General features: G+C 68.3%; 24 protein-coding genes and 1 pseudogene. 17 read left to right on the top strand and 8 right to left on the bottom strand.

Annotated elements, in window-relative coordinates; genetic code table 11:
- Positions 1-309: 309 nt before the first annotated feature.
- A complete protein-coding gene (locus FB600_RS22570) occupies positions 310-1,284 on the bottom strand; it encodes a quinone oxidoreductase family protein (protein WP_096750421.1) in 975 nt (324 codons plus the stop codon).
- Positions 1,285-1,534: 250 nt separating this feature from the next.
- Between FB600_RS22570 and FB600_RS22565 the strand changes: the two genes are divergently transcribed.
- A complete protein-coding gene (locus FB600_RS22565) occupies positions 1,535-1,948 on the top strand; it encodes a hypothetical protein (protein WP_036049829.1) in 414 nt (137 codons plus the stop codon).
- A 79-nt stretch (positions 1,949-2,027) separates the two neighbouring features.
- Here FB600_RS22565 and FB600_RS22560 read toward each other — a convergent pair whose 3' ends face one another.
- Together FB600_RS22560 and FB600_RS22555 are read right to left on the bottom strand one after the other, a co-directional pair.
- Entirely contained in the window at positions 2,028-2,417 is a 390-nt protein-coding gene (locus FB600_RS22560) for a methylglyoxal synthase (RefSeq protein ID WP_013698906.1), read from the bottom strand.
- A gap of 58 nt (positions 2,418-2,475) precedes the next feature.
- Complete coding sequence (locus FB600_RS22555; protein ID WP_145757369.1) at positions 2,476-3,255, bottom strand: SDR family oxidoreductase; 780 nt, start codon at positions 3,253-3,255, stop codon at positions 2,476-2,478.
- A 270-nt stretch (positions 3,256-3,525) separates the two neighbouring features.
- On the opposite strand from FB600_RS22555, the gene upp reads away from it, so the two are divergent.
- From upp to FB600_RS22495, 12 genes and pseudogenes are all read left to right on the top strand, one after another.
- Positions 3,526-4,176: a uracil phosphoribosyltransferase gene (upp, locus tag FB600_RS22550; protein WP_013698908.1), complete on the top strand. Its 651-nt coding sequence runs from the start codon at positions 3,526-3,528 to the stop codon at positions 4,174-4,176.
- Positions 4,177-4,537: 361 nt separating this feature from the next.
- The gene (locus FB600_RS22545; RefSeq protein ID WP_145757368.1) at positions 4,538-5,266 is read left to right on the top strand and encodes a YebC/PmpR family DNA-binding transcriptional regulator; all 729 of its coding nucleotides are present in this window, start codon (positions 4,538-4,540) and stop codon (positions 5,264-5,266) included.
- 107 nt (positions 5,267-5,373) lie between these two features.
- On the top strand, positions 5,374-6,651 hold the full coding sequence (gene purD, locus FB600_RS22540) for a phosphoribosylamine--glycine ligase (RefSeq protein WP_013698910.1): 1,278 nt from the start codon (positions 5,374-5,376) through the stop codon (positions 6,649-6,651).
- 140 nt (positions 6,652-6,791) lie between these two features.
- Positions 6,792-7,718 carry an oxygen-dependent coproporphyrinogen oxidase gene (hemF, locus tag FB600_RS22535; RefSeq protein WP_036035485.1) on the top strand — a complete coding sequence of 309 codons (927 nt, stop codon included), beginning with the start codon at positions 6,792-6,794 and terminating at the stop codon, positions 7,716-7,718.
- Between the two features lie 17 nt (positions 7,719-7,735).
- Positions 7,736-8,467: a nicotinate-nucleotide adenylyltransferase gene (locus FB600_RS22530; RefSeq protein WP_226285134.1), complete on the top strand. Its 732-nt coding sequence runs from the start codon at positions 7,736-7,738 to the stop codon at positions 8,465-8,467.
- Between the two features lies 1 nt (position 8,468).
- Positions 8,469-8,915: a ribosome silencing factor gene (gene rsfS, locus FB600_RS22525; protein ID WP_013698913.1), complete on the top strand. Its 447-nt coding sequence runs from the start codon at positions 8,469-8,471 to the stop codon at positions 8,913-8,915.
- Between the two features lie 48 nt (positions 8,916-8,963).
- Complete coding sequence (gene rlmH / locus FB600_RS22520; protein WP_013698914.1) at positions 8,964-9,434, top strand: 23S rRNA (pseudouridine(1915)-N(3))-methyltransferase RlmH; 471 nt, start codon at positions 8,964-8,966, stop codon at positions 9,432-9,434.
- Positions 9,435-9,475: 41 nt separating this feature from the next.
- Positions 9,476-10,117 (top strand): Maf family protein, encoded by a 642-nt coding sequence (locus FB600_RS22515; protein ID WP_036035491.1) that lies wholly within the window; start codon positions 9,476-9,478, stop codon positions 10,115-10,117.
- Positions 10,118-10,124: 7 nt separating this feature from the next.
- Positions 10,125-11,594, top strand: coding sequence for a ribonuclease G (rng, locus tag FB600_RS22510; protein ID WP_013698916.1), 1,470 nt, complete (start codon positions 10,125-10,127; stop codon positions 11,592-11,594).
- Between the two features lie 289 nt (positions 11,595-11,883).
- Positions 11,884-12,424: pseudogene (locus FB600_RS22505) on the top strand (PAAR domain-containing protein).
- A gap of 116 nt (positions 12,425-12,540) precedes the next feature.
- Positions 12,541-13,152, top strand: coding sequence for a VRR-NUC domain-containing protein (locus FB600_RS22500; protein WP_244131592.1), 612 nt, complete (start codon positions 12,541-12,543; stop codon positions 13,150-13,152).
- Between the two features lie 13 nt (positions 13,153-13,165).
- Complete coding sequence (locus FB600_RS22495; RefSeq protein WP_145757366.1) at positions 13,166-14,233, top strand: type VI immunity family protein; 1,068 nt, start codon at positions 13,166-13,168, stop codon at positions 14,231-14,233.
- A 39-nt stretch (positions 14,234-14,272) separates the two neighbouring features.
- Here the strand turns inward: FB600_RS22495 and FB600_RS22490 are convergent, their stop codons facing one another.
- The 4 genes from FB600_RS22490 to FB600_RS22475 all read right to left on the bottom strand — a co-directional run bounded on the left by FB600_RS22490 (position 14,273) and on the right by FB600_RS22475 (position 18,419).
- Entirely contained in the window at positions 14,273-14,941 is a 669-nt protein-coding gene (locus tag FB600_RS22490; RefSeq protein WP_145757365.1) for an RraA family protein, read from the bottom strand.
- Positions 14,938-15,978 (bottom strand): amidohydrolase family protein, encoded by a 1,041-nt coding sequence (locus FB600_RS22485; RefSeq protein WP_098153783.1) that lies wholly within the window; start codon positions 15,976-15,978, stop codon positions 14,938-14,940. The genes FB600_RS22490 and FB600_RS22485 overlap by 4 nt, the downstream gene beginning before the upstream one ends.
- Positions 15,979-16,007: 29 nt before the next feature.
- On the bottom strand, positions 16,008-17,330 hold the full coding sequence (locus tag FB600_RS22480) for an MFS transporter (RefSeq protein WP_145757364.1): 1,323 nt from the start codon (positions 17,328-17,330) through the stop codon (positions 16,008-16,010).
- Between the two features lie 189 nt (positions 17,331-17,519).
- Positions 17,520-18,419, bottom strand: coding sequence for a LysR family transcriptional regulator (locus tag FB600_RS22475; protein ID WP_098153781.1), 900 nt, complete (start codon positions 18,417-18,419; stop codon positions 17,520-17,522).
- Between the two features lie 97 nt (positions 18,420-18,516).
- On the opposite strand from FB600_RS22475, the gene FB600_RS22470 reads away from it, so the two are divergent.
- Both FB600_RS22470 and FB600_RS22465 read left to right on the top strand, forming a co-directional pair.
- Positions 18,517-18,786 carry a hypothetical protein gene (locus FB600_RS22470; RefSeq protein ID WP_261383439.1) on the top strand — a complete coding sequence of 90 codons (270 nt, stop codon included), beginning with the start codon at positions 18,517-18,519 and terminating at the stop codon, positions 18,784-18,786.
- Between the two features lie 77 nt (positions 18,787-18,863).
- On the top strand, positions 18,864-19,166 hold the full coding sequence (locus tag FB600_RS22465) for a hypothetical protein (protein WP_096750414.1): 303 nt from the start codon (positions 18,864-18,866) through the stop codon (positions 19,164-19,166).
- Between the two features lie 94 nt (positions 19,167-19,260).
- Here the strand turns inward: FB600_RS22465 and FB600_RS22460 are convergent, their stop codons facing one another.
- Positions 19,261-20,505, bottom strand: coding sequence for an MFS transporter (locus FB600_RS22460; RefSeq protein WP_096750413.1), 1,245 nt, complete (start codon positions 20,503-20,505; stop codon positions 19,261-19,263).
- Positions 20,506-20,601: 96 nt separating this feature from the next.
- Between FB600_RS22460 and FB600_RS22455 the strand changes: the two genes are divergently transcribed.
- Both FB600_RS22455 and FB600_RS22450 read left to right on the top strand, forming a co-directional pair.
- Positions 20,602-21,540 (top strand): LysR family transcriptional regulator, encoded by a 939-nt coding sequence (locus FB600_RS22455; RefSeq protein WP_145757363.1) that lies wholly within the window; start codon positions 20,602-20,604, stop codon positions 21,538-21,540.
- Positions 21,541-21,634: 94 nt separating this feature from the next.
- A complete protein-coding gene (locus FB600_RS22450) occupies positions 21,635-21,964 on the top strand; it encodes a cold-shock protein (RefSeq protein WP_025096509.1) in 330 nt (109 codons plus the stop codon).
- Positions 21,965-22,096: the final 132 nt, after the last annotated feature.

The following is a 22,096-nucleotide window of genomic DNA, read 5'->3' as shown; positions in this document are numbered from 1 at the left end:
CCCCGCGACGAGCGCGACGATCAGCACCGAAAACAGTGCGAGACCGCCTACGTACAGCGCATCCATTGTTGTGTTCTCCGTGTTCCTGTTCGAACGGATGCAACCTTATGGGAATGCGCGTAAAGGGCGGGTCAAAGCTCGGAGCGGGCGTGTAAAAAACGCGTAAACGCGGGGCGGGGACGGAGCGGGAGAGGCGGCGGAAACAGCGCGGGCGGGTGGGTCAGAAGCACGGCGGCAGGGGCCTGCCACCGCGAAACGCGCGCGCCGGGCGGCGCGCGTGCGGGAACGACGAGGGAAGCCGGGCGAGACTCAGGGCAGCAGGATGGTCGAGCCCGTGGTGCGGCGCGCCTCGAGATCGCGATGCGCATCGGCCACGCGCGCCAGCGGGTAGCGCTGGCGCACGTTGGTCCTGACCTTGCCCGAGCCGACCGCCTCGAACAATTCGGCCGCGCCCTGTTCGAGGTCGGCGCGCTTGGCGATGTAGGTAAACAGCGTGGGCCGCGTGAAGAACAGCGAGCCGCGCGAGGAGAATTCCTTCGAGTCGATCGCCGGCAGCGGGCCCGAGGCATTGCCGAAGCTGACGAACAGGCCCAGCGGCGCGAGGCTGTCGAGCGACTGCAGGTAGGTGTCCTTGCCGATCGAGTCGTAGACCACCGGCACGCCCGCGCCGTGGGTGATCGCCTTGACGCGCTCGGCCAGGTTCTCGCGCGTGTAGACCACCGGGTGGTCGCAGCCGAAGGCGCGCGCCAGCTCCGCCTTCTCGTCCGAGCCGACGGTGCCGATCACGGTCGCGCCGAGCGCCTTGGCCCACTGGCAGACCAGCAGCCCGACGCCGCCCGCGGCCGCGTGGATCACGATGGTGTCGCCCGGCTTGACCGGGTAGGTGCGGCGCAGCAGGTAGTGCGCGGTCAGGCCCTGCAGCATCAGCGAGGCGGCATCCTCGTAGCCGATCGCATCGGGCAGCTTGACCAGCTTGTCGGCCGGCAGCACCCGTTCCTCGGCATAGGAGCCCGGCGGCACGCCGGTGTAGGCCACGCGATCGCCTGGCTTGAAGGCGCTCACGCCCTCGCCGACCGCCACCACCTCGCCGGCGCCCTCCTGCCCCAGCCCGCCCGGCAGCGGCTGCGGGTAGAGGCCGTTGCGGAAGTAAACGTCGATGTAGTTGAGCCCGACCGCGTGATGCTTGACGCGCACCTCGCCGGCCTTCGGCTCGCCGACCTCGACCTCGACCCACTTCATCACCTCCGGACCGCCCGGCTGGTCGTAACGGATTGCTTTCGGCATGCGTGCTACTCCTGGGTTGGATGTTCAGGGAATCCGGCTGTCTGGCGACGGGACGCATGATTCTCGCGCGTTGGCGGATTCCTTGCAGGCGGTGGGCCGGGCAGGCGCGGCGAGAGCGGCGGCCCCGCGCCGAATTATTCACACGAATACGTCAAGTTCGACGCGTTCACGTCGTTAACGATCTGGTCGGCCGAGCCGCGCCGACTTGTCAAGATGCTGCATATTCAACCAATAACAAAGGATCCGAGCCATGCGCATGCCCATCATTTCCACCTTCCTCCTCGCCCTCGCGTCGGTTTCCGCCAACGCGGCCACCTCGATCACGATCGACGCCAGGCAGAACTGCATCCAGGGCGCGCTCAACCCGAATTCGCCGTACGGCGCGCCGGCGACCTTCCAACTGGCGCCGGGACGCTACGTCATGTCGCTCTCGAGCGACAGCATGAGCTGCTCCGGCGGCAACGTCACCCCCGGCTGCCTGATCGATGGCGTGATTGTCCAGGGCGGCTGGGGGAACGCTCGCTGGGGCGTGTCCGTCAGGCAGCAGCCAATCGTCGTCGATGTGGGCGGCAGCGGCAACGCCAACCTGTGGGCCTACACGTCCGATGACGTTTGCTCCGACAACAGCGGCCAGGCCACCCTGCTGATCCAGCAGGCCAACTGAGGCTCGGCGGGAACCGCTCCGGTTCGTGCGGGCGCGACCGGGGCGGCCGCCGCCGAATCGGCCGCGCCCCGGCCCGCGCTCAGCCCTTCGCCAGCGTGCGCGTGAGCGTGTCGAGCAACACCCGCGCGGTGGCCACGTTGGTGGCCACCGGCACGTCGTGCACGTCGCACACGCGCACCAGGGCGTTGATATCGGGGTCGTGGGGCTGCGCCGTCATCGGGTCGCGCAGGAAGATGACCATGTGGACGCGGCCCGAGGCCAGCTCGGCGCCGATCTGCTGGTCGCCGCCCAGCGGCCCCGACAGCTTGCGCTCCACCTCCAGCCCGTGGGCGCTGGCGATCCGGCTGCCGGTGGTGCCGGTGGCCACCAGCGTGCATTGCGCGAGCGTGTCGCGATAGGCGCCCGTCAGCGCGACGATTTCGTCCTTCTTCGCATCGTGCGCGATCAGCGCGATCCGGGGTGCTTCCATGCGGGTGAATCCTCGTGGGTGGAAACAGGGCCGGCGGCACGCCGCCGGCCGCCAAGCTTCAGAACGTGCCGGGGTAGGCACCGCCGTCGATCAGCCAGTTCTGGCCGGTGATGTAGCCGGCATGCGCGCTGCACAGGAAGGCGCAGGCCGCGCCGAACTCGTCGGGCTGGCCGAGCCGGCGCGCCGGAATCTCCTGAGTGCGGCGCGCGCGTACCTCGTCCACGCTGGTGCCGGAAGCCTTGGCCGAGGCCGCCAGGGTGGTCTTGATGCGATCGGTGTCGAACAGGCCCGGCAGCAGGTTGTTGATCGTCACGTTGTGCTCGACCACCTTGCGCGAGAGCCCCGCCACGAAGCCGGTGAGCCCCGAGCGCGCGCCGTTGGACAGCGCCAGCACGTCGATCGGCGCCTTCACGGCCGAGCTGGTGACGTTGACGATGCGCCCGAAGCGGCGCGCGATCATGCCGTCCACGGTGGCGCGGATCAGCTCGATCGGCGTGAGCATGTTGGCGTCGACGGCGCGGATCCAGTCGTCGCGCGAGAAATCGCGGAAGTCGCCCGGCGGCGGCCCGCCGGCATTGGTGACCAGGATGTCGGGCTGCGGGCAGGCGGCCAGCGCCGCCTCGCGCCCGGCCGCGGTGGTGATGTCGCAGGCCACCGCGGTGACCTCGGCGCCGGTCGACTGGCGAATCGCCTCGGCGGTGGCGTCGAGCGTCTCCTGGGTGCGCGCCACGATCACGAGCTTCACGCCCTCGGCGGCCAGCGCCTGAGCGCAGCCGCGTCCGAGTCCCTTGCTGGCCGCGCATACCAGCGCGGTCCGTCCTGCGATGCCGAGATCCATTCGAGCCTGTCCTTGCAGTCAGTGGGCGGCCGCGGCCGCTCCGGAGCGCGTCGCCGCCGGCCCGGGGCCGCCGCGCCGGCCGCCCCGCATGCCGGCGCGAGCCGGGCGCGGGCGGCCTTGCCGGACCACCGGCGGGCTCGCCGCGCGAGAGAGGTCGATAATATCCGGATCGCGGCCGCCATCTTCGGTAAACTTGCGTCACCGAGCCGGCGCCATGCGCGCCGCGCGCCCGAACCAGACGATCCCTCTTTCTGCCGCACGCCGCCCGTCATGACCCAGGACAGCCGCTTTCCGAACCTCTTCATCCTCGATCACCCGCTGATCCAGCACAAGCTCACGCACATGCGCGACAAGGACACGTCCACGCGCACCTTCCGCGAGCTGCTGCGCGAGATCACGATGCTGATGGGCTACGAGATCACCCGCAACCTGCCGATCACCACCAAACGGGTCGAAACCCCGCTGGTCGAGATCGACGCGCCGGTGATCGCCGGCAAGAAGCTGGCGATCGTGCCGGTGCTGCGCGCCGGCATCGGCATGTCCGACGGCCTGCTCGACCTGGTGCCCTCGGCGCGCGTGGGCCATATCGGCGTGTTCCGCGCCGACGACCACCGCCCGGTGGAATACCTGGTGCGCCTGCCCGACCTGGAAGACCGCAACTTCATCCTGTGCGACCCGATGATCGCCACCGGCTACTCGGCGGTGCACGCGGTGGACGTGCTCAAGCGCCGCAACGTGCCCGGCGAGCGGATCTCGTTCCTGGCCCTGGTGGCCGCGCCCGAGGGCATCGAGGTGTTCCGCCAGGCGCATCCGGACGTGAAGGTCTATGTCGCCTCGCTCGATTCGCACCTGAACGAGCACGCCTACATCATCCCGGGCCTGGGCGACGCCGGCGACCGCCTGTTCGGCACCAAGAACTAGGCGCATCGCCCTTGCCCGCCGTCCCGTCCCGCCGCGCGGCGGGACAAGGGCAAGGGACAAGGGACAAGCCCGCCGGCCGAGCGCGCCGCCTCGCCATCCTCCTCGCGCCGCCCCCGCCCCGCATCCGGGGCGCCGAAGCCGCCGCGGCCCACCCCGTGCGCGGCGCCCGGCGCGCGCTTCGCCGCATGGTAAAATCGCCTGCTTCGCGTCCGTGGCCCGGCCAGGGCCGCGCCGATCCCGCCGCCCCGATGCGCGCGGGCGGGACGCGAAGCCGGGACATCTCGCGGCGGCGCCACCGGGCGCCCCGCAACACATCGCTTAAGACATGCCCGCCGCACGGCGCGGGTGACGGAGAACTGGTATGGCTGGTCATTCCAAATGGGCCAACATCAAGCATAAGAAGGCAGCGGCCGACGCCAAGCGCGGCAAGGTCTGGACGCGCCTGATCAAGGAAATCCAGGTGGCGGCCCGCCTGGGCGGCGGCGACGCGAACTCGAACCCGCGCCTGCGCCTGGCGGTCGACAAGGCGGCCGACGCCAACATGCCGAAGGACAACGTCAAGCGCGCGATCGATCGCGGCGTGGGCGGCGCGGACGGCGCGAACTACGAGGAAATCCGCTACGAGGGCTACGGCATCGGCGGCGCGGCGATCATCGTCGACACCATGACCGACAACCGCGTGCGCACCGTCGCGGAAGTCCGCCACGCGTTCTCGAAGTACGGCGGCAACATGGGCACCGACGGCTCGGTGGCCTTCATGTTCGATCACGTCGGCCAGTTCCTGTTCGCCCCCGGCACTTCGGAGGACGCGCTGATGGAAGCCGCGCTCGAGGCCGGCGCCGACGACGTCAGCACCAACGAGGACGGCAGCATCGAGGTGCTGTGCGACTGGCAGGAATTCTCGAAGGTGAAGGACGCGCTGGAAGCGGCCGGTTTCAAAGCCGAGCTGGCCGAGGTGACCATGAAGCCGCAGAACGAGGTCGAGTTCAGCGGCGACGACGCCGTCAAGATGCAGAAGCTGCTCGACGTGCTCGAGGACCTCGACGACGTGCAAGAGGTCTACACCAACGCGCTCATCGTCGACGAATGAACGCGAACCGGCCCGTCTTTCGCGTGAAAGGCGGCCACCGCCAGGTTCCGCGGCCGGCCCGCTCGACGCGCGCCGGCCGCCCTATTTTCTAGTCTGCGGGGAATCCCATGAAACTACTCGTCGTCGGCTCCGGCGGCCGCGAACATGCGCTCGCCTGGAAGCTCGCCCAGTCGCCGCGCGTTCAGACCGTCTACGTTGCGCCCGGCAACGGCGGCACCGCGCAGGATGCGCGCCTGAAGAACATCGAGCTGAGCTCGCTCGACGATCTCGCCGATTTCGCCGAGAACGAGCAGGTCGCCTTCACCCTGGTCGGCCCGGAAGCGCCGCTGGCGGCCGGCATCGTCAACCACTTCCGCCAGCGCGGACTGAAGGTGTTCGGCCCGACCAAGGAGGCGGCGCAGCTCGAGAGCTCGAAGGACTTCGCCAAGGCGTTCATGAAGCGTCACGGGATCCCCACCGCCGAATACGAGACCTTCACCGAGGCGGCCGCCGCGCATGCCTACATCGACGCCAAGGGCGCCCCGATCGTGGTCAAGGCCGACGGCCTGGCCGCCGGCAAGGGCGTGGTGGTGGCGATGTCGCTGGAGGAGGCGCACGAGGCGGTCGACATGATGCTGTCGGGCAACAAGCTCGGCGACGCCGGCGCGCGCGTGGTGATCGAGGAATTCCTCGACGGCGAGGAAGCCAGCTTCATCGTGATGGTGGACGGCAAGCATGCGCTGGCGCTGGCCTCCAGCCAGGACCACAAGCGCCTGCTCGACGGCGACCGCGGCCCCAACACGGGCGGCATGGGCGCCTACTCGCCCGCGCCGATCGTCACGCCGCAGATGCACGCGCGCGTGATGCGCGAGATCATCATGCCGACCGTGCGCGGCATGGAGAACGACGGCATCCGCTTCACCGGCTTCCTCTACGCCGGCCTGATGATCGACAAGGACGGCAATCCGCGCACGCTGGAATTCAACTGCCGGATGGGCGACCCGGAAACCCAGCCGATCATGGCGCGCCTGAAGAGCGATTTCTCGAAGGTGGTCGAGCAGGCGATCGCCGGCACGCTCGACACGGTCGAGCTCGAATGGGACCGCCGCACCGCGCTGGGCGTGGTGCTGGCCGCGCACGGCTACCCCGACGCGCCGCGCAAGGGCGATCGCATCAACGACATCCCCGAGGAAAACGGCCATTCGGTGACCTTCCACGCCGGCACCAGCTTCGACGGCGACAAGCTGGTCACCTCGGGCGGCCGCGTGCTGTGCGTGGTGGGCCTGTCGGACTCGGTGCGCGGCGCGCAGCAGGCCGCCTACGACGCGATCAACCAGATCAACTTCGAAGGCATGCAGTACCGCCGCGACATCGGCCATCGCGCGCTGAACCGCAAGCAGGGCTGAGGCCCGAGCGCGCCGCCCGGCATCCGTGCCGGGCGGCGTTTTTCATGGCGCGCCGCGCGCGCCTGGCCGCTGCCGGCGGAAGGTCTACAATCCGGCAATCGATATCCGCGCCGCATCGTCCGCGCCCCCTTTCCGAAGCCATGAGCACCGATTCGACTTTCGACACGCAGCGCGTACGCGCCTATCTGGAAACGCTGCAGTCCCGCATCGCCGACGCGCTCGGCGCCTTCGACGGCACGCCGCTGGCCACGCACGCGTGGCGGCGCGGGCCCGAGGAGCGTCTGCGCGGCGGCGGTTGCACGCGCATCCTCGAGAACGGCGCGTTCTTCGAGCGCGCGGGAATCGGCTTCTCGGACGTCTCCGGCGACGCGTTGCCGCCCTCGGCGAGCGCGGCGCGCCCGCAACTGGCCGGGCGCGGTTTCGAGGCGCTCGGCGTGTCGCTGGTGCTGCATCCGCGCAACCCGCATTGCCCGACCGTGCACATGAACGTGCGCATGTTCGTGGCCACCAAGGCCGGCGAGGCGCCGATCTTCTGGTTCGGCGGCGGCATGGACCTCACGCCCGTATACGGCTACGAGGAGGACGCGCGCGACTTCCACGCGGCCTGCCGCGATGCGCTGGCGCCGTTCGGCGGCGAGTACTACCCGCGCTTCAAGACCTGGTGCGACGAGTATTTCTTCCTCAAGCACCGCAACGAGACGCGCGGCATCGGCGGGATCTTCTTCGACGACCTGTCGGAGCCCGGCTTCGAGCGCTCGTTCGAACTGATGCGGGGCGTGGGCGACGCCTTCCTCGCCGCCTACCTGCCGATCGTCGAACGCCGCCGCGACACGCCCTACGGCGAGCGCGAGCGCGAGTTCCAGGCCTACCGGCGCGGCCGCTACGTCGAGTTCAACCTGGTGTTCGATCGCGGCACCCTGTTCGGCCTGCAAAGCGGCGGGCGCACCGAGTCGATCCTGATGTCGATGCCGCCGCTGGCGAGCTGGCGCTACGACTGGCAGCCCGAGCCGGGCACGCCGGAGGCGCGCCTGTACAGCGATTTCCTGGTGCCGCGCGACTGGCTGTGAGCCGCTCGCCCGTTCCCATGGAAAGCCCCGACCGAAAAGGACCCGTTCTGGATACCCAAGCTCGACCGACTCCGCTGCCGCGCCGGATCGGCATCCTCGGCGGCACCTTCGACCCGATCCACGACGGGCATCTCGCGCTCGCGCGTCGTTTCGCCGAGGTGCTGGGGCTGACCGAGCTGGTGCTGATGCCGGCCGGCCAGCCTTACCAGAAGCGCGACGTGTCGGCCGCCGGGCACCGGCTGGCGATGACGCGCGCCGCGGCCGCCTCGCTGGCGCTGCCCGGCACGCAGGTGACGGTGGCCACCGACGAGATCGAGCACGAAGGCCCGACCTATACCGCCGAGACGCTGCTGCGCTGGCGCGAGCGGGTCGGCCCCGAGGCCTCGCTGTCGCTGGTGATCGGCGCCGACCAACTGGTGCGGCTCGATACCTGGCGCGACTGGCGGCGCCTGTTCGAGCTGGCTCACCTGTGCGTGGCCACGCGGCCCGGCTTCGAGCTGTCGGCGGCGCCGCCCGTGGTGGCCGCCGAAATCGCCGCGCGCCGCGCCGAGGCGGCCGAGCTGCAAGCGAGCCCGGCCGGCCGCGTGCTGGTCGATACCACGCTCGCCTTCGATATCGCCGCCACCGATATCCGCGCGCATCTGCGCGAATGCATCGCGCGTCGCGCCCAAGTCCCCGACGCTCAGGCCGAACACGTGCCCGTCGCCGTCTGGGCCTATATTCTTCAACATCGTCTCTACCATCCCTGATATGGATATCCGCAAACTGCAGCGCGTGATCGTCGACGCCCTCGAAGACGTCAAGGCGCAAGACATCAAGGTGTTCAACACCAGCCACCTGACCGAACTGTTCGATCGCGTGATCGTCGCCAGCGGCACCTCGAACCGCCAGACCAAGGCGCTCGCCTCCAGCGTGCGCGAGAAGGTCAAGGAAGCCGGCGGCGACGTGGTCAGCTCCGAAGGCGAGGACACCGGCGAATGGGTGCTGGTCGACTGCGGCGACGCCGTGGTCCACATCCTCCAGCCGGCCCTGCGCCAGTACTACAACCTGGAAGAGATCTGGGGCGACAAGCCGGTGCGCCTGAAGCTCGGCGGCAGCGGCCCCGCGCGCGCCTCGGAAGCCGACGAGGAGGAGGACGGCGAAGAGGCCGCGCCGGCCGCCCGCCCGGCCCGCAAGACCGCCGCGCGCCGTCGCTGAAGCCGTGCCGCCGATGTCGGTCCTCGCCTCCGAAGCAGGCTTGAAGCCATGAAGCTGCACATCGTCGCGGTCGGCCACAAGATGCCCGGCTGGGTAGCCGACGGGTTCGACGAATACGCCAAGCGCATGCCGCCCGAGCTGCGCATCGAGCTGCGCGAGCTCAAGCCCGAGCTGCGCTCGGGCGGCCGCGGCGCCGAGAGCGTGATGGCCGCCGAACGCGTCAGGATCGAGGCCGCGCTGCCCAAGGGCGCGCGGCTGGTCGCGCTCGACGAGCGAGGCCGCGACTGGACCTCGATGCAGCTCGCCCAGGCGCTGCCGGGCTGGCAGCAGGACGGCCGCGACGTGGCCTTCGTGATCGGCGGCGCCGACGGGCTCGATCCCGAGCTCAAGGCCCGCGCCGACCTGCTGCTGCGGATCTCCAGCCTCACGCTGCCGCACGGCATGGTGCGCGTGCTGCTGGCCGAGCAGCTTTACCGCGCGTGGAGCATCACGCAGAATCACCCCTACCACCGCGCATGACGCGCCGCGTTCGCGCGCCGTCATGTGCCCCAACGAGAACCATGACGATGTCCGACCGCCTCCTGCCCGATTCGACCTACCCGTTCGTCTATCTCGCCTCGCAGAGCCCGCGCCGGCAGGAGCTGCTGCGACAGCTCGGCGTCGCCTTCGAGCTGCTGCTGCCGCGTCCCGACGAGGATGCCGAGGCGCTCGAGGCCGAGCTGGCCGGCGAGGCGGCCGACGACTACGTGGTACGCGTGTGCTCGGCCAAGGCCGATGCGGCGCGCGCGCGGCTGGTGACCAGCGCGCTGCCGGCCGCGCCGGTGCTGGTGGCCGACACCACGGTGACGATCGACGGCAAGATCCTCGGCAAGCCCGCCTCGGCCGACGAGGCGCTGGCGATGCTGGCGCGCCTGGCCGGCCGCCGGCACGAGGTGCTGACCGCGCTGGCCGTGGTCGATGCCGAGGGCAAGCCGCTGATGCCGGCGCTGTCGCGCTCGGTGGTGCAGTTCGCGGCGGTCGGCGCCGAGGCGCTGGCGCGCTACGTGGCCAGCGGCGAGCCGTTCGGCAAGGCCGGCGCCTACGCGATCCAGGGCCGGGCCGCCGAGTTCGTCGAGCGAATCGACGGCTCGCATTCCGGTATCATGGGTCTGCCCCTTTTTGAGACCGCCGCGCTGCTGCGCGCGGCGCGCGTCGCCTTCTGAGCCCACCATGAACGAAGAAATCCTGATCAACATCACACCGCAGGAAACGCGGGTCGCGCTCGTGCAGCAAGGCGCGGTGCAGGAGCTTCACGTCGAGCGCACGCTCTCGCGCGGCCGCGTCGGCAACATCTATCTCGGCAAGGTGGTGCGCGTGCTGCCGGGCATGCAGTCGGCCTTCATCGACATCGGCCTGGAGCGCGCCGCCTTCCTGCACGTGGCCGACATCTGGCAGCCGCGCCTGCCGGGCGACACGCACAACAGCACGCCGCACCAGCCGATCGAGAAGACCGTGTACGAGGGCCAGACGTTGATGGTCCAGGTGATCAAGGACCCGATCGGCACCAAGGGCGCGCGGCTCTCGACCCAGGTCAGCATTGCCGGGCGAACGCTGGTCTACCTGCCGCAGGAGCCGCATATCGGCATCTCGCAGAAGATCGAGAGCGAGGCCGAGCGCGAGGCGGTGCGTGCGCGCCTGACCGCCGTGATCCCGGCCGAGGAAAAAGGCGGCTACATCGTGCGCACCATCGCCGAGGACGCCACCGGCGAGGAGCTGGGCGCCGACGTCACCTACCTGCGCAAGACCTGGGCGACCATCGTCGCGCAGGCACATCGGCTGCCACCCACCAGCCTGCTCTACCAGGATCTCGACCTGGCGCAGCGCGTGCTGCGCGATTTCGCCAACGACGACACCTCCAAGATCCAGGTCGATTCGCGCGAGACCTTCGCGCGACTGTCGAGCTTCGCGCGCGAGTTCACGCCGGCGGTCAGCGCGAGGCTGCACCACTACACGGGCGAGCGGCCGCTGTTCGATCTCTACAACATCGAAGCCGAGATCCAGCGCGCGCTGTCGCGGCGCGTCGACCTGAAGTCGGGCGGCTACCTGATGATCGACCAGACCGAGGCGATGACGACCATCGACGTCAACACCGGCGGTTATGTCGGCGCGCGCAACTTCGACGACACCATCTTCAAGACCAATCTCGAGGCCGCGCATACCATCGCGCGGCAGCTGCGGCTGCGCAACCTCGGCGGCATCATCATCATCGACTTCATCGACATGGAGAACGCCGAGCATCGCGACGCCGTGCTCGGCGAGCTGAAGAAGGCGCTGTCGCGCGATCGCACGCGCGTGACGGTGAACGGCTTCTCGCAGCTCGGGCTGGTGGAGATGACGCGCAAGCGCACTCGCGAATCGCTCGCGCACGTGCTGTGCGAGCCCTGCCCGGTGTGCCAGGGCAAGGGGCAGGTGAAGACGCCGCGCACCGTCTGCTACGACGTGCTGCGCGAGATCCTGCGCGAGTCGCGGCAGTTCAATCCGCGGGAGTTCCGCGTGATTGGCTCGCAGCAGGTGATCGATCTGTTCCTCGACGAGGAATCGCAGCATCTGGCGATGCTGATCGACTTCATCGGCAAGCCGGTGTCGCTGCAGGTGGAATCGAACCTGAGCCAGGAGCAGTACGATATCGTGCTGATGTAGGGTTCGGATTCGTCTCGGACACAAACGCGCCTCCACCTCGAATGACGAGCTGGAGGCGCGACTATATGGGCTTAGTGATGATGCGCGAATCAAATCGGCTCATCGATATTCGGTTGCCTCGGCGGCGCAAAAGCGCTTTACGTTCGCCGAGTCAAACGGCCACGGCATTCATATCGCGTGCCCGGCACGCCTGATAAATAGAGAAATAGACAAGCTTGAGGGCGGACAATAACGCCCCCTGCAGCACTGGTACATTCGCCCCGACATTCCAAGGAGAGGGCCAAGTACCATGGGATTTGCATTTATCCGCGAAGGCGACGCGAGCTCGCACGGCGGTCGCGTACTGGCGTGCGACCCGACCAACACAGACGACGGCAAGCCCATCGCGCTGATCGGCGACATGGTGTCCTGCCCTCGTTGCGGCGGCATCTTTCCGATCGTGCGGGTGAAGACCGAACTGCGCATGAGCTTCAACGGTCGAGCCGTCGTCAGCGAAGGCGACATGACGGCGTTGCGGTGCAACGCTCATTGCGTCGCAAAGCAACGCGACAGCCTCGCCTGCCACTTCCCGCGCATCGGGCTCGATAGGAGGCGGGGTCCGTGTCCTGCTCCGATCCTCCGCTTCGACTTCGAACGAGGCCGGCCCTCACCGTGGTCGCTTCCTGGTCGTCGACGATGATACGGGCGAGCCAATCGCAAACTACCTGTATATCGTCAGCAGTTCCGACGGACAAATCATCAACGGGGCCACCGATGCCAACGGGTACACCGACTGGCTCGATTCGAATAAAGAGGTGTCGCTGAAGTTCCAGCACGCGAGCCCGGCATGACGGCTGACTCGCGAGACACCCACTCCGGCTCGACAAGGCCGAGGACAGGACCGGGACATGGTCGAACCAACACGATACGCGCGCGCCGGGACTCCCTCGATCCTCGGGACAGGCAGGTGCTGTGCACTGTCGTATGCAAGTGCGACGCGGTGCCATCGATCGGCCTTGGCGGCCAGCGGCTCAAGCAGCAGTGTGTCAGCAGCAGGCTCAAGGTCGCTGATGCGATGAGTGATTATCGGAGCCCTTACAAGGCAGAGATCAACTACGACATGTCCCGCGATCCCCCAGCACCAATCATGGATTCCGGGATGCCAACAAAGGCGCACGCCTATCTTCCCGGCTGGATTCGGAAACATTGGGCCGGCGGATTGGGCGGCTATAAGCCAGGCATCGGGAATATTCGCCGTCCAGATGTCGTGATAGTCAACGATGCCTCGCTCGCCCCGATCCAGGGCAACATAAAGAGCGTGGTCGAAATCAAGTTTCCACCGGATCGTCACAGCCGGAAACAGCAAGACGCTTATGCGAGAATCGCCGGAAGTTCGAACAAAGTCGCGCTAATGGATCCGGCCGATTGTGGCTGTTCAGACAGTGAACGCACCGAATCAGCACAATCCACACATCGTGCAGCCTTGTCAGAGGCCGATGATGTATTTGAGCAGGGCGCCGCAAGAGCAATGCTTGGTGTCCCGCCGCCGATGCCTCCCGCTCCCGTCCCCTCGCCATAACGGCCATCCAGTCATGCAGACAAGCAAGGAACTTTTGTCGCGCGCTCAAGCGCTATCGAAACTCGGAATGCTGCCCTACGCGCTCTTCGAGCCTCGCTATGCGCACGAGGGCATCGGCGCCGCGCTCGCGGTGCGTGCGGTCCTGTACTTCAAGGGCGGTTACACGAGCGGAAAACGGCAAGCCATTGCAGCCATGTTCGACGCCTACCTTGCTCTCGCCCGCCAAGCCACGGCAAGAAAGGACATGGCCCCTATCACCTGGCTCTGGTTCAACGAAAAGCGTGTATCGCGATTCGAGAATGCCCCCTCGCTTTGGAAACTTGAAAAAAAGACGGGGGAAAACGAAGGATTTGATGCGTGCTATGTCGGCGGCGAAACCGCACGTGATGCGTCGTACTTCGAATTCACAACGTTCTGCCTCGAAAAATTCCAGGCGGATCTAGGCACGCGAGGGCTGGATGTCTCCGTATTCAGCCTGCCCGCTCCATTCGTCCGCGAAAACCCCGCCGAGTTCGTGTCGCTCTTCGCGGTGCATGGACGTGCCGGGCTGGCGATAAACCTGTCCCCTACCGGCCGCACGGAAAACGAGAGCAGCGAATATTATCTGGCGCGACGGCTTGGCTTGGGCGTCGACATCGGCAATCCGATTGCAATGGAGGTCCGGGACCTCACCGGCAGCATCAAGACTGTCGACTGGCTCACCCTCATCGACAAGGCAATGCTGGGAAGGGTCGGCGGTGTCGAAGCGCTGAAGTCCGAACTGCCGAAAGACTGGTTCGACCTGGTGCCGTGCGCCCAAGGATGGATGATCCGTGCTGGCGTGACCCCCGAAGCCAGCGCAGGACACGAGGATCCAGCCATGTCCGCGCCGCCCGCCTACGTCGTGCTCAATGCCGCGCTCCGCCCTCTTGTCGCCGAGACCGTCTCGATTCTTCAGCACGGCACGATCAACGGCGACACGTCCGTCTATAACTCGGTCACCAGCAGCAACGCATGGCTGCGCCGTTTCGACGTATCGGCCGAGCAGCTTCTCGCCGCAAAAGCGGCCGTACTCGACACGCCGAGGCTGCCGTCTCCATAGCAGCGAGGCGTCGCAAGAGAACACGCGCCCGCCCGCGCCTCACCCATTCATCATCCGATCGAGCTGCGCCCCCACCCACGAGCGATCGAAGCGCCCCTCGGCGATCGACTTCAGCGCCGCTTCCTCCTTGGCCGCCTGCCTGCGTGCCCCCTCGATCACCGCCGCCACGTTCGCCGGCGCGATGGCCAGCACGCCATCCTGGTCGCCGACCACGATATCCCCCGGATGCACCACCATCCCGCCGACGCTCACCGGCACGTTGATCTCGCCCGGCCCGTTCTTGTACGGCCCGCGATGCGTCACGCCTCGCGCGTAGACGGGGAAATCGCGCTGGCCTATCGCCGCCACATCGCGAATCGCGCCGTCGATCACCAGCCCCTGCACGCCGAGCCGCTGCGCGAAGCTCGCCATGATGTCGCCCATCAGCGCCTGCGTGAGCTCGCCGGCGCCGTCGATCACCAGCACGTCGCCGGGACGGCAATGATCGAAGGCGCGATGGATCGCGAGGTTGTCGCCGCCGCGCGTGCGTACCGTGACCGCCGTGCCGGCCATCGGCCTGGGCCGGTGGAAAGGACGCAACCCGCTCGCGCCGCTGGCACGGGCCATGTTGTCGCTCAGCAGCGATACCGCCAGACCGCGCAGGGCCTCGAGCGTGTCGGCACTCGCCTGGGCCGCCGATTCGTATTCGCGCCATCCGACCGGATTCATGCCACCGCTCCCTGGTTCGATCCCTGTCGTTCGAGCTGGGCCGACAAACGCCCGTACACGGCACGCGCATTGCCCTCGAAGATGCGCTGGCGATCCTCCTCGTCGAGCCATTCGATCGCGTCGATATAACGGCGCGTGTCGTCGAAATGGTGGCCGGTTTCGGGATCGATGCCCTGCACCGCGCCGATCGTCTCGGAGGCGAACAGGATGTTCTTCACCGGAATCACCTTGGCCAGCAACTCGGCACCGGGCTGGTGGTAGACGCAGGTATCGAAGAACACGTTGTTCAGCAGATGCTCGCCGAGCAGCGGCCGCTTCATGTCCTGCGCCAGCCCGCGATAACGTCCCCAGTGATACGGCACCGCGCCGCCGCCGTGCGGGATGATGAACTTCAGCGTCGGGAAATCGGCGAACAGGTCGCCCTCCAGCAATTGCATGAAGGCGGACGTGTCGCCGTTGAGGTAATGCGCGCCGGTCGCATGGAAGTTCGGATTGCAGGACGACGACACGTGGATCATCGCCGGCACGTCGAGCTCGACCATCGCTTCGTAGAGCGGATACCAGGAACGATCCGTGAGCGGCAGCCCGGACCAATGGCCGCCCGACGGATCGGGATTCAGGTTGCAGCCGACGAAGCCCATCTCGAGCACGCAGCGGCGCAGCTCGGCGATGCAGTTCTCCGGGCCCGTGCCGGGCGCCTGCGGCAGTTGGCAGACACCGACGAAGTTGCGCGGAAACAGTTCGCAGACGCGATGCACGAGTTCGTTGCAGGCGCTCGACCACACCGCGTTGGCCTCGGCCGGCGCGAGATGATGGCCCATGCCGGCCGCGCGCGGCGAGAAGATCGTGAGATCGGTGCCGCGTTCGCGCTGGATGCGAAGCTGCCCGCCCTCGATGCTTTCGCGAATCTCGTCGTCGGAGATGACGGGGCGCGCGGGCGGCGCAAGGCCGTCCCTCAGCGCGGCGATCTGCTTCGCGCGCCATGCCTCGTGCTGCGGCGGCGAGGTGGTGTAGTGACCGTGACAATCGATGATCATGCTGGGTTTCCGTGTCATTGCGTTTGGGTTCAGGTGTGGGCGGCGCGATCGGCCGCGTGCAGCGACGCGCCGTCTCCGCCGGCGGGCTTGACCCGCATCAGGAGGGCGATCAGGGTCGCCACCGCGAGGAAGGCCGCGATGCTCAGCAAGGCGAGCTTGAAATTGCCCGTCGCGTTGCGCACCAGGCCGATGCTCCAGGGCCCGACCAGACCGCCGAACTGGGCGATCGTATTGATCAGCGCGATGGTCGCCGCGCCGGCCGCGCCGGTCCGGAACGACGAGGCGAGGCTCCAGAACAGCGGATTGCCCGCGTAGATGAAGAAGCCCGTGACGCACAGCAGCGCATAGGAAAGCACCGGATTCGGCGCGTAGGCGCTACCCGCGATGGCCAGGGCGCTCATGCCGTAGACGAAGGCGAGATGCTTTCTACGGTCGCCGCTGCGATCCGAGCTGCGGCTGATGAGGAAGGTGCCCAGCACACCCAGCAGCGGCGGCGCGGCCGACAGGAAGCCGACCTCGATATTGCTCAGCTGCCCGAAGCTCCTGATGATCTGCGGCAGCCACAGAAAGAGCCCGTAGATGCCGACCAGCGCGCAGCCGAACAACCCGGCGAGGCTCCATACGCGGGCGTCCCCCGCCACGCGCAGCAGCGGAACATGGCCCGCGCCGCCGAGGGCCGCGCGCTCGCCCGCGAGCGTCGTCTCCAGCCAGCGCTTCTCGTCGTCGGCAAGCCAGCGGGCATCGGCGGGACGCTCGGTCATGATGCGCAGGGTGAGCAGCCCCAGCAGCATGGCCGGGATGCCTTCGAGGATGAACATCCACTGCCATCCCTGCAGACCGAGCACGCCATTGGCATAGGTCATCAACGCCGTCGAGAGCGGGCCGCCGAGCACCGCCGAAAACGAGCCGGCGATGATGTAGCCGCCCACCGCGCGCGCCCGGTGGCGCACCGGAAACCAGTTCGTCAGGTACACCGCGATGCCGGGCAGGAAACCCGATTCCATGATGCCGAGCAGGGCGCGCAGCACGTAGAAGCTCCTGGCGTCGAACACGAAGGCGGTGGCGGCGGCCACCGCGCCCCAGGTGAGCAGGATCCGCGCGATCCAGCGGCGCGCGCCGACGCGATGCAGCAGCAGGTTGCTCGGCACTTCGAGCAGCATGTAGCCGACGAAGAACATGCTGCCCGCCAGGCCGAACACGGCCGGGCTGAACCCCAGCGCCTTGTTCATGTCGAGCGCCGCGAAGCCGATGTTGATGCGATCGAGGTAGTTGAAGAACATCATCGCGAAAAGCAGGGGCATGAGCCGCCTGTACACCTTTCGCATGGTCGCTGCTTCGTCGAATGGGCTCATGCCGTCTCCATGTTCTTTTCATCGAATCGCGAGGGCTCTGCGGCCCTGCTCGATACACGGCCTGCGCCGTTTTCCGGCTCGGGCCGGCCGCATCTGCGATGCATGCCGGCGCCGGGCACGGAAATCGATGATAGGAAGCATGGCGGCCCGCGTCCAAGACGCGTTCCTTATGCTTTCATAAGGCTTTGCTTATAGTGTTTCGCCTTGCAGCGGCGGGGTCAGGCAGGCGAGGAAGCTGCGCAGATGGGCCGAATCGTCAGCGGTGCGAAACGTGGCGGCGAGCGTCGACCAGCGGGAGGCGCCGGGGCCGACGAGATGACGGTACACCACGTCCGTGCGTCCCTGGCGCGCCACCGACTCGCCGACGAAGGTCACGCCGAGCCCGGCCGCGACGAGCGCGATCGCTGTCTGGATCTCGTAGGCCTGATGCGCGACGAAGGGCGTCACGCCCGCATCGCGATACAGGGACAACACGGTGCGCTTGAATTGCGCGTTCTGGTGTTTCGGGTACAGGATCAGCGGCGTGTCCTCGAGCTCGGCGATGCGCAGCCTCTTCCTGGCCGCCAGCGGATGATCGGGCGACAGCACCGCCACCACGTGTTCGCGCAGCAGGGAATAGGAGGTGCAGCCGGGCATGTCGAGCGGCTGGCGGCCGATGCCGATGTGGATGCGCATGTCGCGCAGCGCGTCGGCCTGCTCCTCGGTGAGCATCTCGAACAGCTTCAGCTCGACTTCCGGACACCGATGATGGAAAGCCTTCAGGGCAGGCGGCAGGATGCTGTACATCGAGGAGCGCGTGAAGCCGATCGACAACCAGCCGCGCTGCCCGATGCCGATTTCCTGCGCGCCGAGGCTCGCCTGCTCCCAGGCGCCGAGGATCTGCCGCGCCTCGGTGCAGAAATAGTGGCCCGCCTCGGTGAGCTGCAAAGGCCGCCTGGCGCGATCGACGAGCTTGGTGCCGAGCCGCTCCTCCAGCAAGCGTATCTGCTGGCTCAGCGCCGGTTGCGCGATATGCAGGCGCTCGGCGGCGCGGCTGAAATTCAGTTCCTCGGCCAGGATGACGAAGCACTGCAAGGACCTGAAATTCATGGCGACGTTCCTGGAATGCGGTGAGCGACGCGCGCCGGATCCTGCGAGGATGAAGCGCGCGCGGCCTGTCGGTTCGGGAGGGCAATGATGTCATAAAGTGGGGGGAAACCTGCTTCCCCTTGTCATCTTTGCTGGGGCACAGGCCTGGGATCTGCTCGCGCCTCTGTTCCAACTGTTCGGCGCGAACGGCCTCGAAAGAGAGGAAGACGTGCTGATGGGCGCGTTGTTCGTCGCAAGCTTCGTGATCGCGCTGCTGATCATCTGGATGGCGTCGAAGGTGCTGCGACGTACACGCAAGGCTGCGTGGCACATACCGTCATGTGTCGCCGGCTTGCACGCTCCGCAGCCCGGCCCGAATATCGCCTAGAATGAAATCGTGAAGCAGCCCATCGCGGACCCGGTACGCGCTCCCCGCGCATCGTCCGCGGCGACACGGAGGCCATCATGCCGGCAACGCTCGAGGTCCCGACCCAAGTCGATCCGATCCCCTACGAGGGATATGAAATCCACGTCACCATCAAACCGGCGGGCGCGGTCGCCAACCGCTACACCTATGTCGCCTACGTCTGCCATCCCGGCGCGAGCCCATCCCTGCCCGGCCATACGGTGCCGTTCCATCCCAACGGCGAGGAATGCTTCGCGACGCCCGGCGAGGCGGTGGCCGATGCGAAGCGGGTCGGCGCGCTGATCGTCGACGGCTCGCATCCCGACCTGTCGGTGCTGTCGCTGGTCACGCACGGCTACTGAGTAACCGCGCCTCGCATCAGGCGACGCACAAGGGCACGCGGCCAGTGTGCATCAGCACACTGGCCGCGCCGCCTCACACCGCTCCCCCAAGCCGCTAGGCTCGCTCGGCAGCGCCCCGGCAAACCACCCGCCCCGCCTCCCGCGAATCGCGTTTCGCGGCACGCGCCACGGAGCGCTCCGACACCAGCAGCGCGACCAGGGCCGCCAGCGTCAGCCCCGCCGACACGGGCGCCAGCGCCCCCAGCCCGACATGATCGGCCACCCGCCCGCCGATCCCCGCCCCCAGCGAAATGCCGAGAAAGATCCCCGACGAATTGAGCGCGATCACCATGCCGCGCGCCTCGGGCGCCAGCGACACCACGCGCCGCAACTGCGAGGGATAGAACAGGTCCTGCATCAGCGCCCATATCACCAGCAGCGCGATCAACAAGCCTTGCCTCGGCCCCTCGCCCCAGGCCACCGCGCCAAGCAGCGCGATCGCGACGAACACCGGGGCCATGGTGCGCATCACGAGCTTCAGCAGGGCTTGCGCCGAGTAGCGCAGCGACAGGCGCTGCGCGACCACGTTCCCGACGATCCCCGTCACGCCGAACACCAGCAGGGCCAGCCCGCCCTGCGCCGCGCTCGCGCCGAAGCGCGTCGTCACCAGCGGCAGGATCAGCGTGTAGGTCGCGAAGAACGCCGCCGTCTGCAGCACGATCACGGCCAGGCCTGCCGCCGTAGCCGGCTGCGCGACGAGCCGCGCGAGCCCCGCCGGGCGCATGCGCTCGCCGCGCGAGGCATCGCGCACGGTCGAGACGATCCAGCCGCCGCTGGCCGCCGAAGCCACCGCCAGCACCACGAACACCATCCGCCAGCCCCAGGTCTGCGCGATCGCCGCGGCCAGCGGCGCCGCGATCACGCTCGACAGCGTGACGCCGACGAAGACCACCGCGAGCGCCTTGCCGCGCCGCTCGACGGGCGTGATCTCGGCGCCGATCGCGTTCGCCAGCGGGCTGACCGCGCCCGCGCCGATGCCGGCCACGATGCGCGTGGCGAGCAGCCAGCCGAAACCCGGCGCTGCCGCGCCGGCCAGCGTCGCCGCCACCAGCGTGACGAGCCCGCCCAGCAGCAGGCTGCGCCGCCGCGCATGCCCGGCCAGCATCTGCAGCAAGGGCGCGCCGATCGCGAAGGCGATCGAGAACGCACTCATCAGCAGCGCCGCCCGCCCCGGCGTGATGCGCCAGGCGCCGGCCAGCGCGGGCAGCGCGCCGACCACGCCATACGACATCGCGCCCACCGCGAAATTGGCGCTCGCGAGCGCACGCAGCGCGTGTCGCTCGGGTTCCGCTATTGCCATGCTGGAGTCCTCCCGGTTCGATCCTCGAGTCAGGGCGACAGTCTGCGCGCGCACTTGGTATATTTGAAATCGATTGTCGATATGGGAGACATCCACATGACAAATAGCTTGTCGTCGCTGCGCGGCGCGGACCTGGCCCTGCTCGGCTCGCTCGACGTGCTGCTCGACGAGGCCAACGTCACGCGCGCGGCGGCGCGGCTGCACCTGAGCCAGCCCGCGCTGTCGGCGCAACTGGCGCGGTTGCGCGAACTGACCGACGACCCGCTGCTGGTGCCGGCCCGCAACGGCCGCGGCATGACGCCCACGGCCCGCGCGCTGGCGATCCGCGAGCCGCTGCGCGCCGCCTTGCAGAGCCTGCAGGCGGCGCTCGCGCATGGCGCCGGTTTCGACCCCGCGCAGGACGCGCGCACCTTCCAGATCCTCGCCAGCGACAACGGCTTCGTGATGGCGGGCGTGGACCTGGTGCGGCGCGTCGCGCAGCGCGCCCCGAAGCTGCGCCTGGCGTTCCGCACGGTGCCGGTCGACAGCTTCGCCCACTGGCTCGAGCGCGGCACGGCCGACCTGCTGATCGCGGCGGACTTTTCGATTCCGGCGGGCATGCAGTCGCGCGCCCTGTTCCACGAGCGCTACGTGATGGCGCAACGCAAGGGCCATCCACGCGGCCTCGCGCCGCCCGACCTGGACGCCTACTGCGCGCTCGGCCATGTGCTGGTATCGGGCGACGGCGGCGGCTTCCACGGTTTCATGGACGACCTGCTGGCGCGCACCGGCCGCGGCCGCCGCGTGGTGATCTCGGTGCAGCACTACCACCTCGCGCCGCTGGTGCTGGAGGCCACCGACCATGTCTGCGCGCTGCCCGAGCGTTTCCTGCTGCGCTTCGCCGACCGGCTCGACCTGCTGCCGCTGCCGATCGAGGTGGCCGGCTTCGGGCTGAGCGCGGCCTGGCATCCGCGCAACGAGGCGAATGCCGCGCATCGCTGGCTGCGCGAGCAGTTGTTCGCGTCGGTCGGGCTCGAACCCGAGGCGGATAGTTGAGGCGAGCGGTCGAGGCAGCCGGCCGAGCCATGCACCGGGCGCCGCGCTCGCCTACAATCGCCCCGACATCCCACCGCCCCCGCCAGGAGCCTGCATGACACGCGATCTCGGTCTCGAGGAAGTCGTCAACGACGAATTGCGCGACGAAGCCTGGATCACCGGCCGCGCGATGTTCGGCGGCTGGGCCTGGATGGCCGACGGCAACCTGCTCTGCGCGGCGCGCCACGACGGCATGCTGGTGCGCCTGGGCAAGGGCAGGGAAGGCTGGGCGCTCGCGCTCGACGGGATCGAGCCGATGCGCAACGGCGGGCGGCCGATGACAGGCTGGGTCTGGGTCTCGCCTGAGCGCTGCGCGCAGGACGCGGTGCGACGGCGCCTGCTCGACGCCGCGCTCGCCTTCGTGAAGACGCTGCCGCCGAAATGAGACAGGTCGCCACGAGCCGCGACTGCGCCTGAAGCCCCCGCGCGCACGGGCCCGGCGCGGCCGCCGGCGGCGCATGAACATGCCGCCCCGCACGCCGCGGGCAGCTTACAGTCCCCCGTTTTCGCGAACCGG

It is taken from the genome of Burkholderia sp. SJZ089 (genome assembly GCF_007828315.1).
In the GTDB taxonomy this organism is placed as follows: Bacteria; Pseudomonadota; Gammaproteobacteria; order Burkholderiales; family Burkholderiaceae; genus Burkholderia; species Burkholderia gladioli.
Note: the sequence above shows the minus strand (reverse complement) of the source record. Positions and strands in the feature narration are given on the sequence as shown.

Excerpts from the sequence above, each read along its gene's own strand:
- rng (WP_013698916.1), top strand. The coding sequence starts at position 10,125 with ATGAACGAAGAAATCCTGATCAACATCACACCGCAGGAAACGCGGGTC.
- FB600_RS22570 (WP_096750421.1), bottom strand. The coding sequence starts at position 1,284 with ATGCCGAAAGCAATCCGTTACGACCAGCCGGGCGGTCCGGAGGTGATG.
- FB600_RS22560 (WP_013698906.1), bottom strand. The coding sequence starts at position 2,417 with ATGGAAGCACCCCGGATCGCGCTGATCGCGCACGATGCGAAGAAGGAC.
- FB600_RS22460 (WP_096750413.1), bottom strand. The coding sequence starts at position 20,505 with ATGGCAATAGCGGAACCCGAGCGACACGCGCTGCGTGCGCTCGCGAGC.
- FB600_RS22490 (WP_145757365.1), bottom strand. The coding sequence starts at position 14,941 with ATGAATCCGGTCGGATGGCGCGAATACGAATCGGCGGCCCAGGCGAGT.
- FB600_RS22455 (WP_145757363.1), top strand. The coding sequence starts at position 20,602 with ATGACAAATAGCTTGTCGTCGCTGCGCGGCGCGGACCTGGCCCTGCTC.
- FB600_RS22565 (WP_036049829.1), top strand. The coding sequence starts at position 1,535 with ATGCGCATGCCCATCATTTCCACCTTCCTCCTCGCCCTCGCGTCGGTT.
- FB600_RS22545 (WP_145757368.1), top strand. The coding sequence starts at position 4,538 with ATGGCTGGTCATTCCAAATGGGCCAACATCAAGCATAAGAAGGCAGCG.
- FB600_RS22530 (WP_226285134.1), top strand. The coding sequence starts at position 7,736 with ATGGAAAGCCCCGACCGAAAAGGACCCGTTCTGGATACCCAAGCTCGA.
- FB600_RS22450 (WP_025096509.1), top strand. The coding sequence starts at position 21,635 with ATGACACGCGATCTCGGTCTCGAGGAAGTCGTCAACGACGAATTGCGC.
- purD (WP_013698910.1), top strand. The coding sequence starts at position 5,374 with ATGAAACTACTCGTCGTCGGCTCCGGCGGCCGCGAACATGCGCTCGCC.
- rlmH (WP_013698914.1), top strand. The coding sequence starts at position 8,964 with ATGAAGCTGCACATCGTCGCGGTCGGCCACAAGATGCCCGGCTGGGTA.
- hemF (WP_036035485.1), top strand. The coding sequence starts at position 6,792 with ATGAGCACCGATTCGACTTTCGACACGCAGCGCGTACGCGCCTATCTG.
- FB600_RS22485 (WP_098153783.1), bottom strand. The coding sequence starts at position 15,978 with ATGATCATCGATTGTCACGGTCACTACACCACCTCGCCGCCGCAGCAC.
- upp (WP_013698908.1), top strand. The coding sequence starts at position 3,526 with ATGACCCAGGACAGCCGCTTTCCGAACCTCTTCATCCTCGATCACCCG.
- FB600_RS22515 (WP_036035491.1), top strand. The coding sequence starts at position 9,476 with ATGACGATGTCCGACCGCCTCCTGCCCGATTCGACCTACCCGTTCGTC.
- FB600_RS22475 (WP_098153781.1), bottom strand. The coding sequence starts at position 18,419 with ATGAATTTCAGGTCCTTGCAGTGCTTCGTCATCCTGGCCGAGGAACTG.
- FB600_RS22465 (WP_096750414.1), top strand. The coding sequence starts at position 18,864 with ATGCCGGCAACGCTCGAGGTCCCGACCCAAGTCGATCCGATCCCCTAC.
- FB600_RS22555 (WP_145757369.1), bottom strand. The coding sequence starts at position 3,255 with ATGGATCTCGGCATCGCAGGACGGACCGCGCTGGTATGCGCGGCCAGC.
- rsfS (WP_013698913.1), top strand. The coding sequence starts at position 8,469 with ATGGATATCCGCAAACTGCAGCGCGTGATCGTCGACGCCCTCGAAGAC.
- FB600_RS22480 (WP_145757364.1), bottom strand. The coding sequence starts at position 17,330 with ATGAGCCCATTCGACGAAGCAGCGACCATGCGAAAGGTGTACAGGCGG.
- FB600_RS22495 (WP_145757366.1), top strand. The coding sequence starts at position 13,166 with ATGCAGACAAGCAAGGAACTTTTGTCGCGCGCTCAAGCGCTATCGAAA.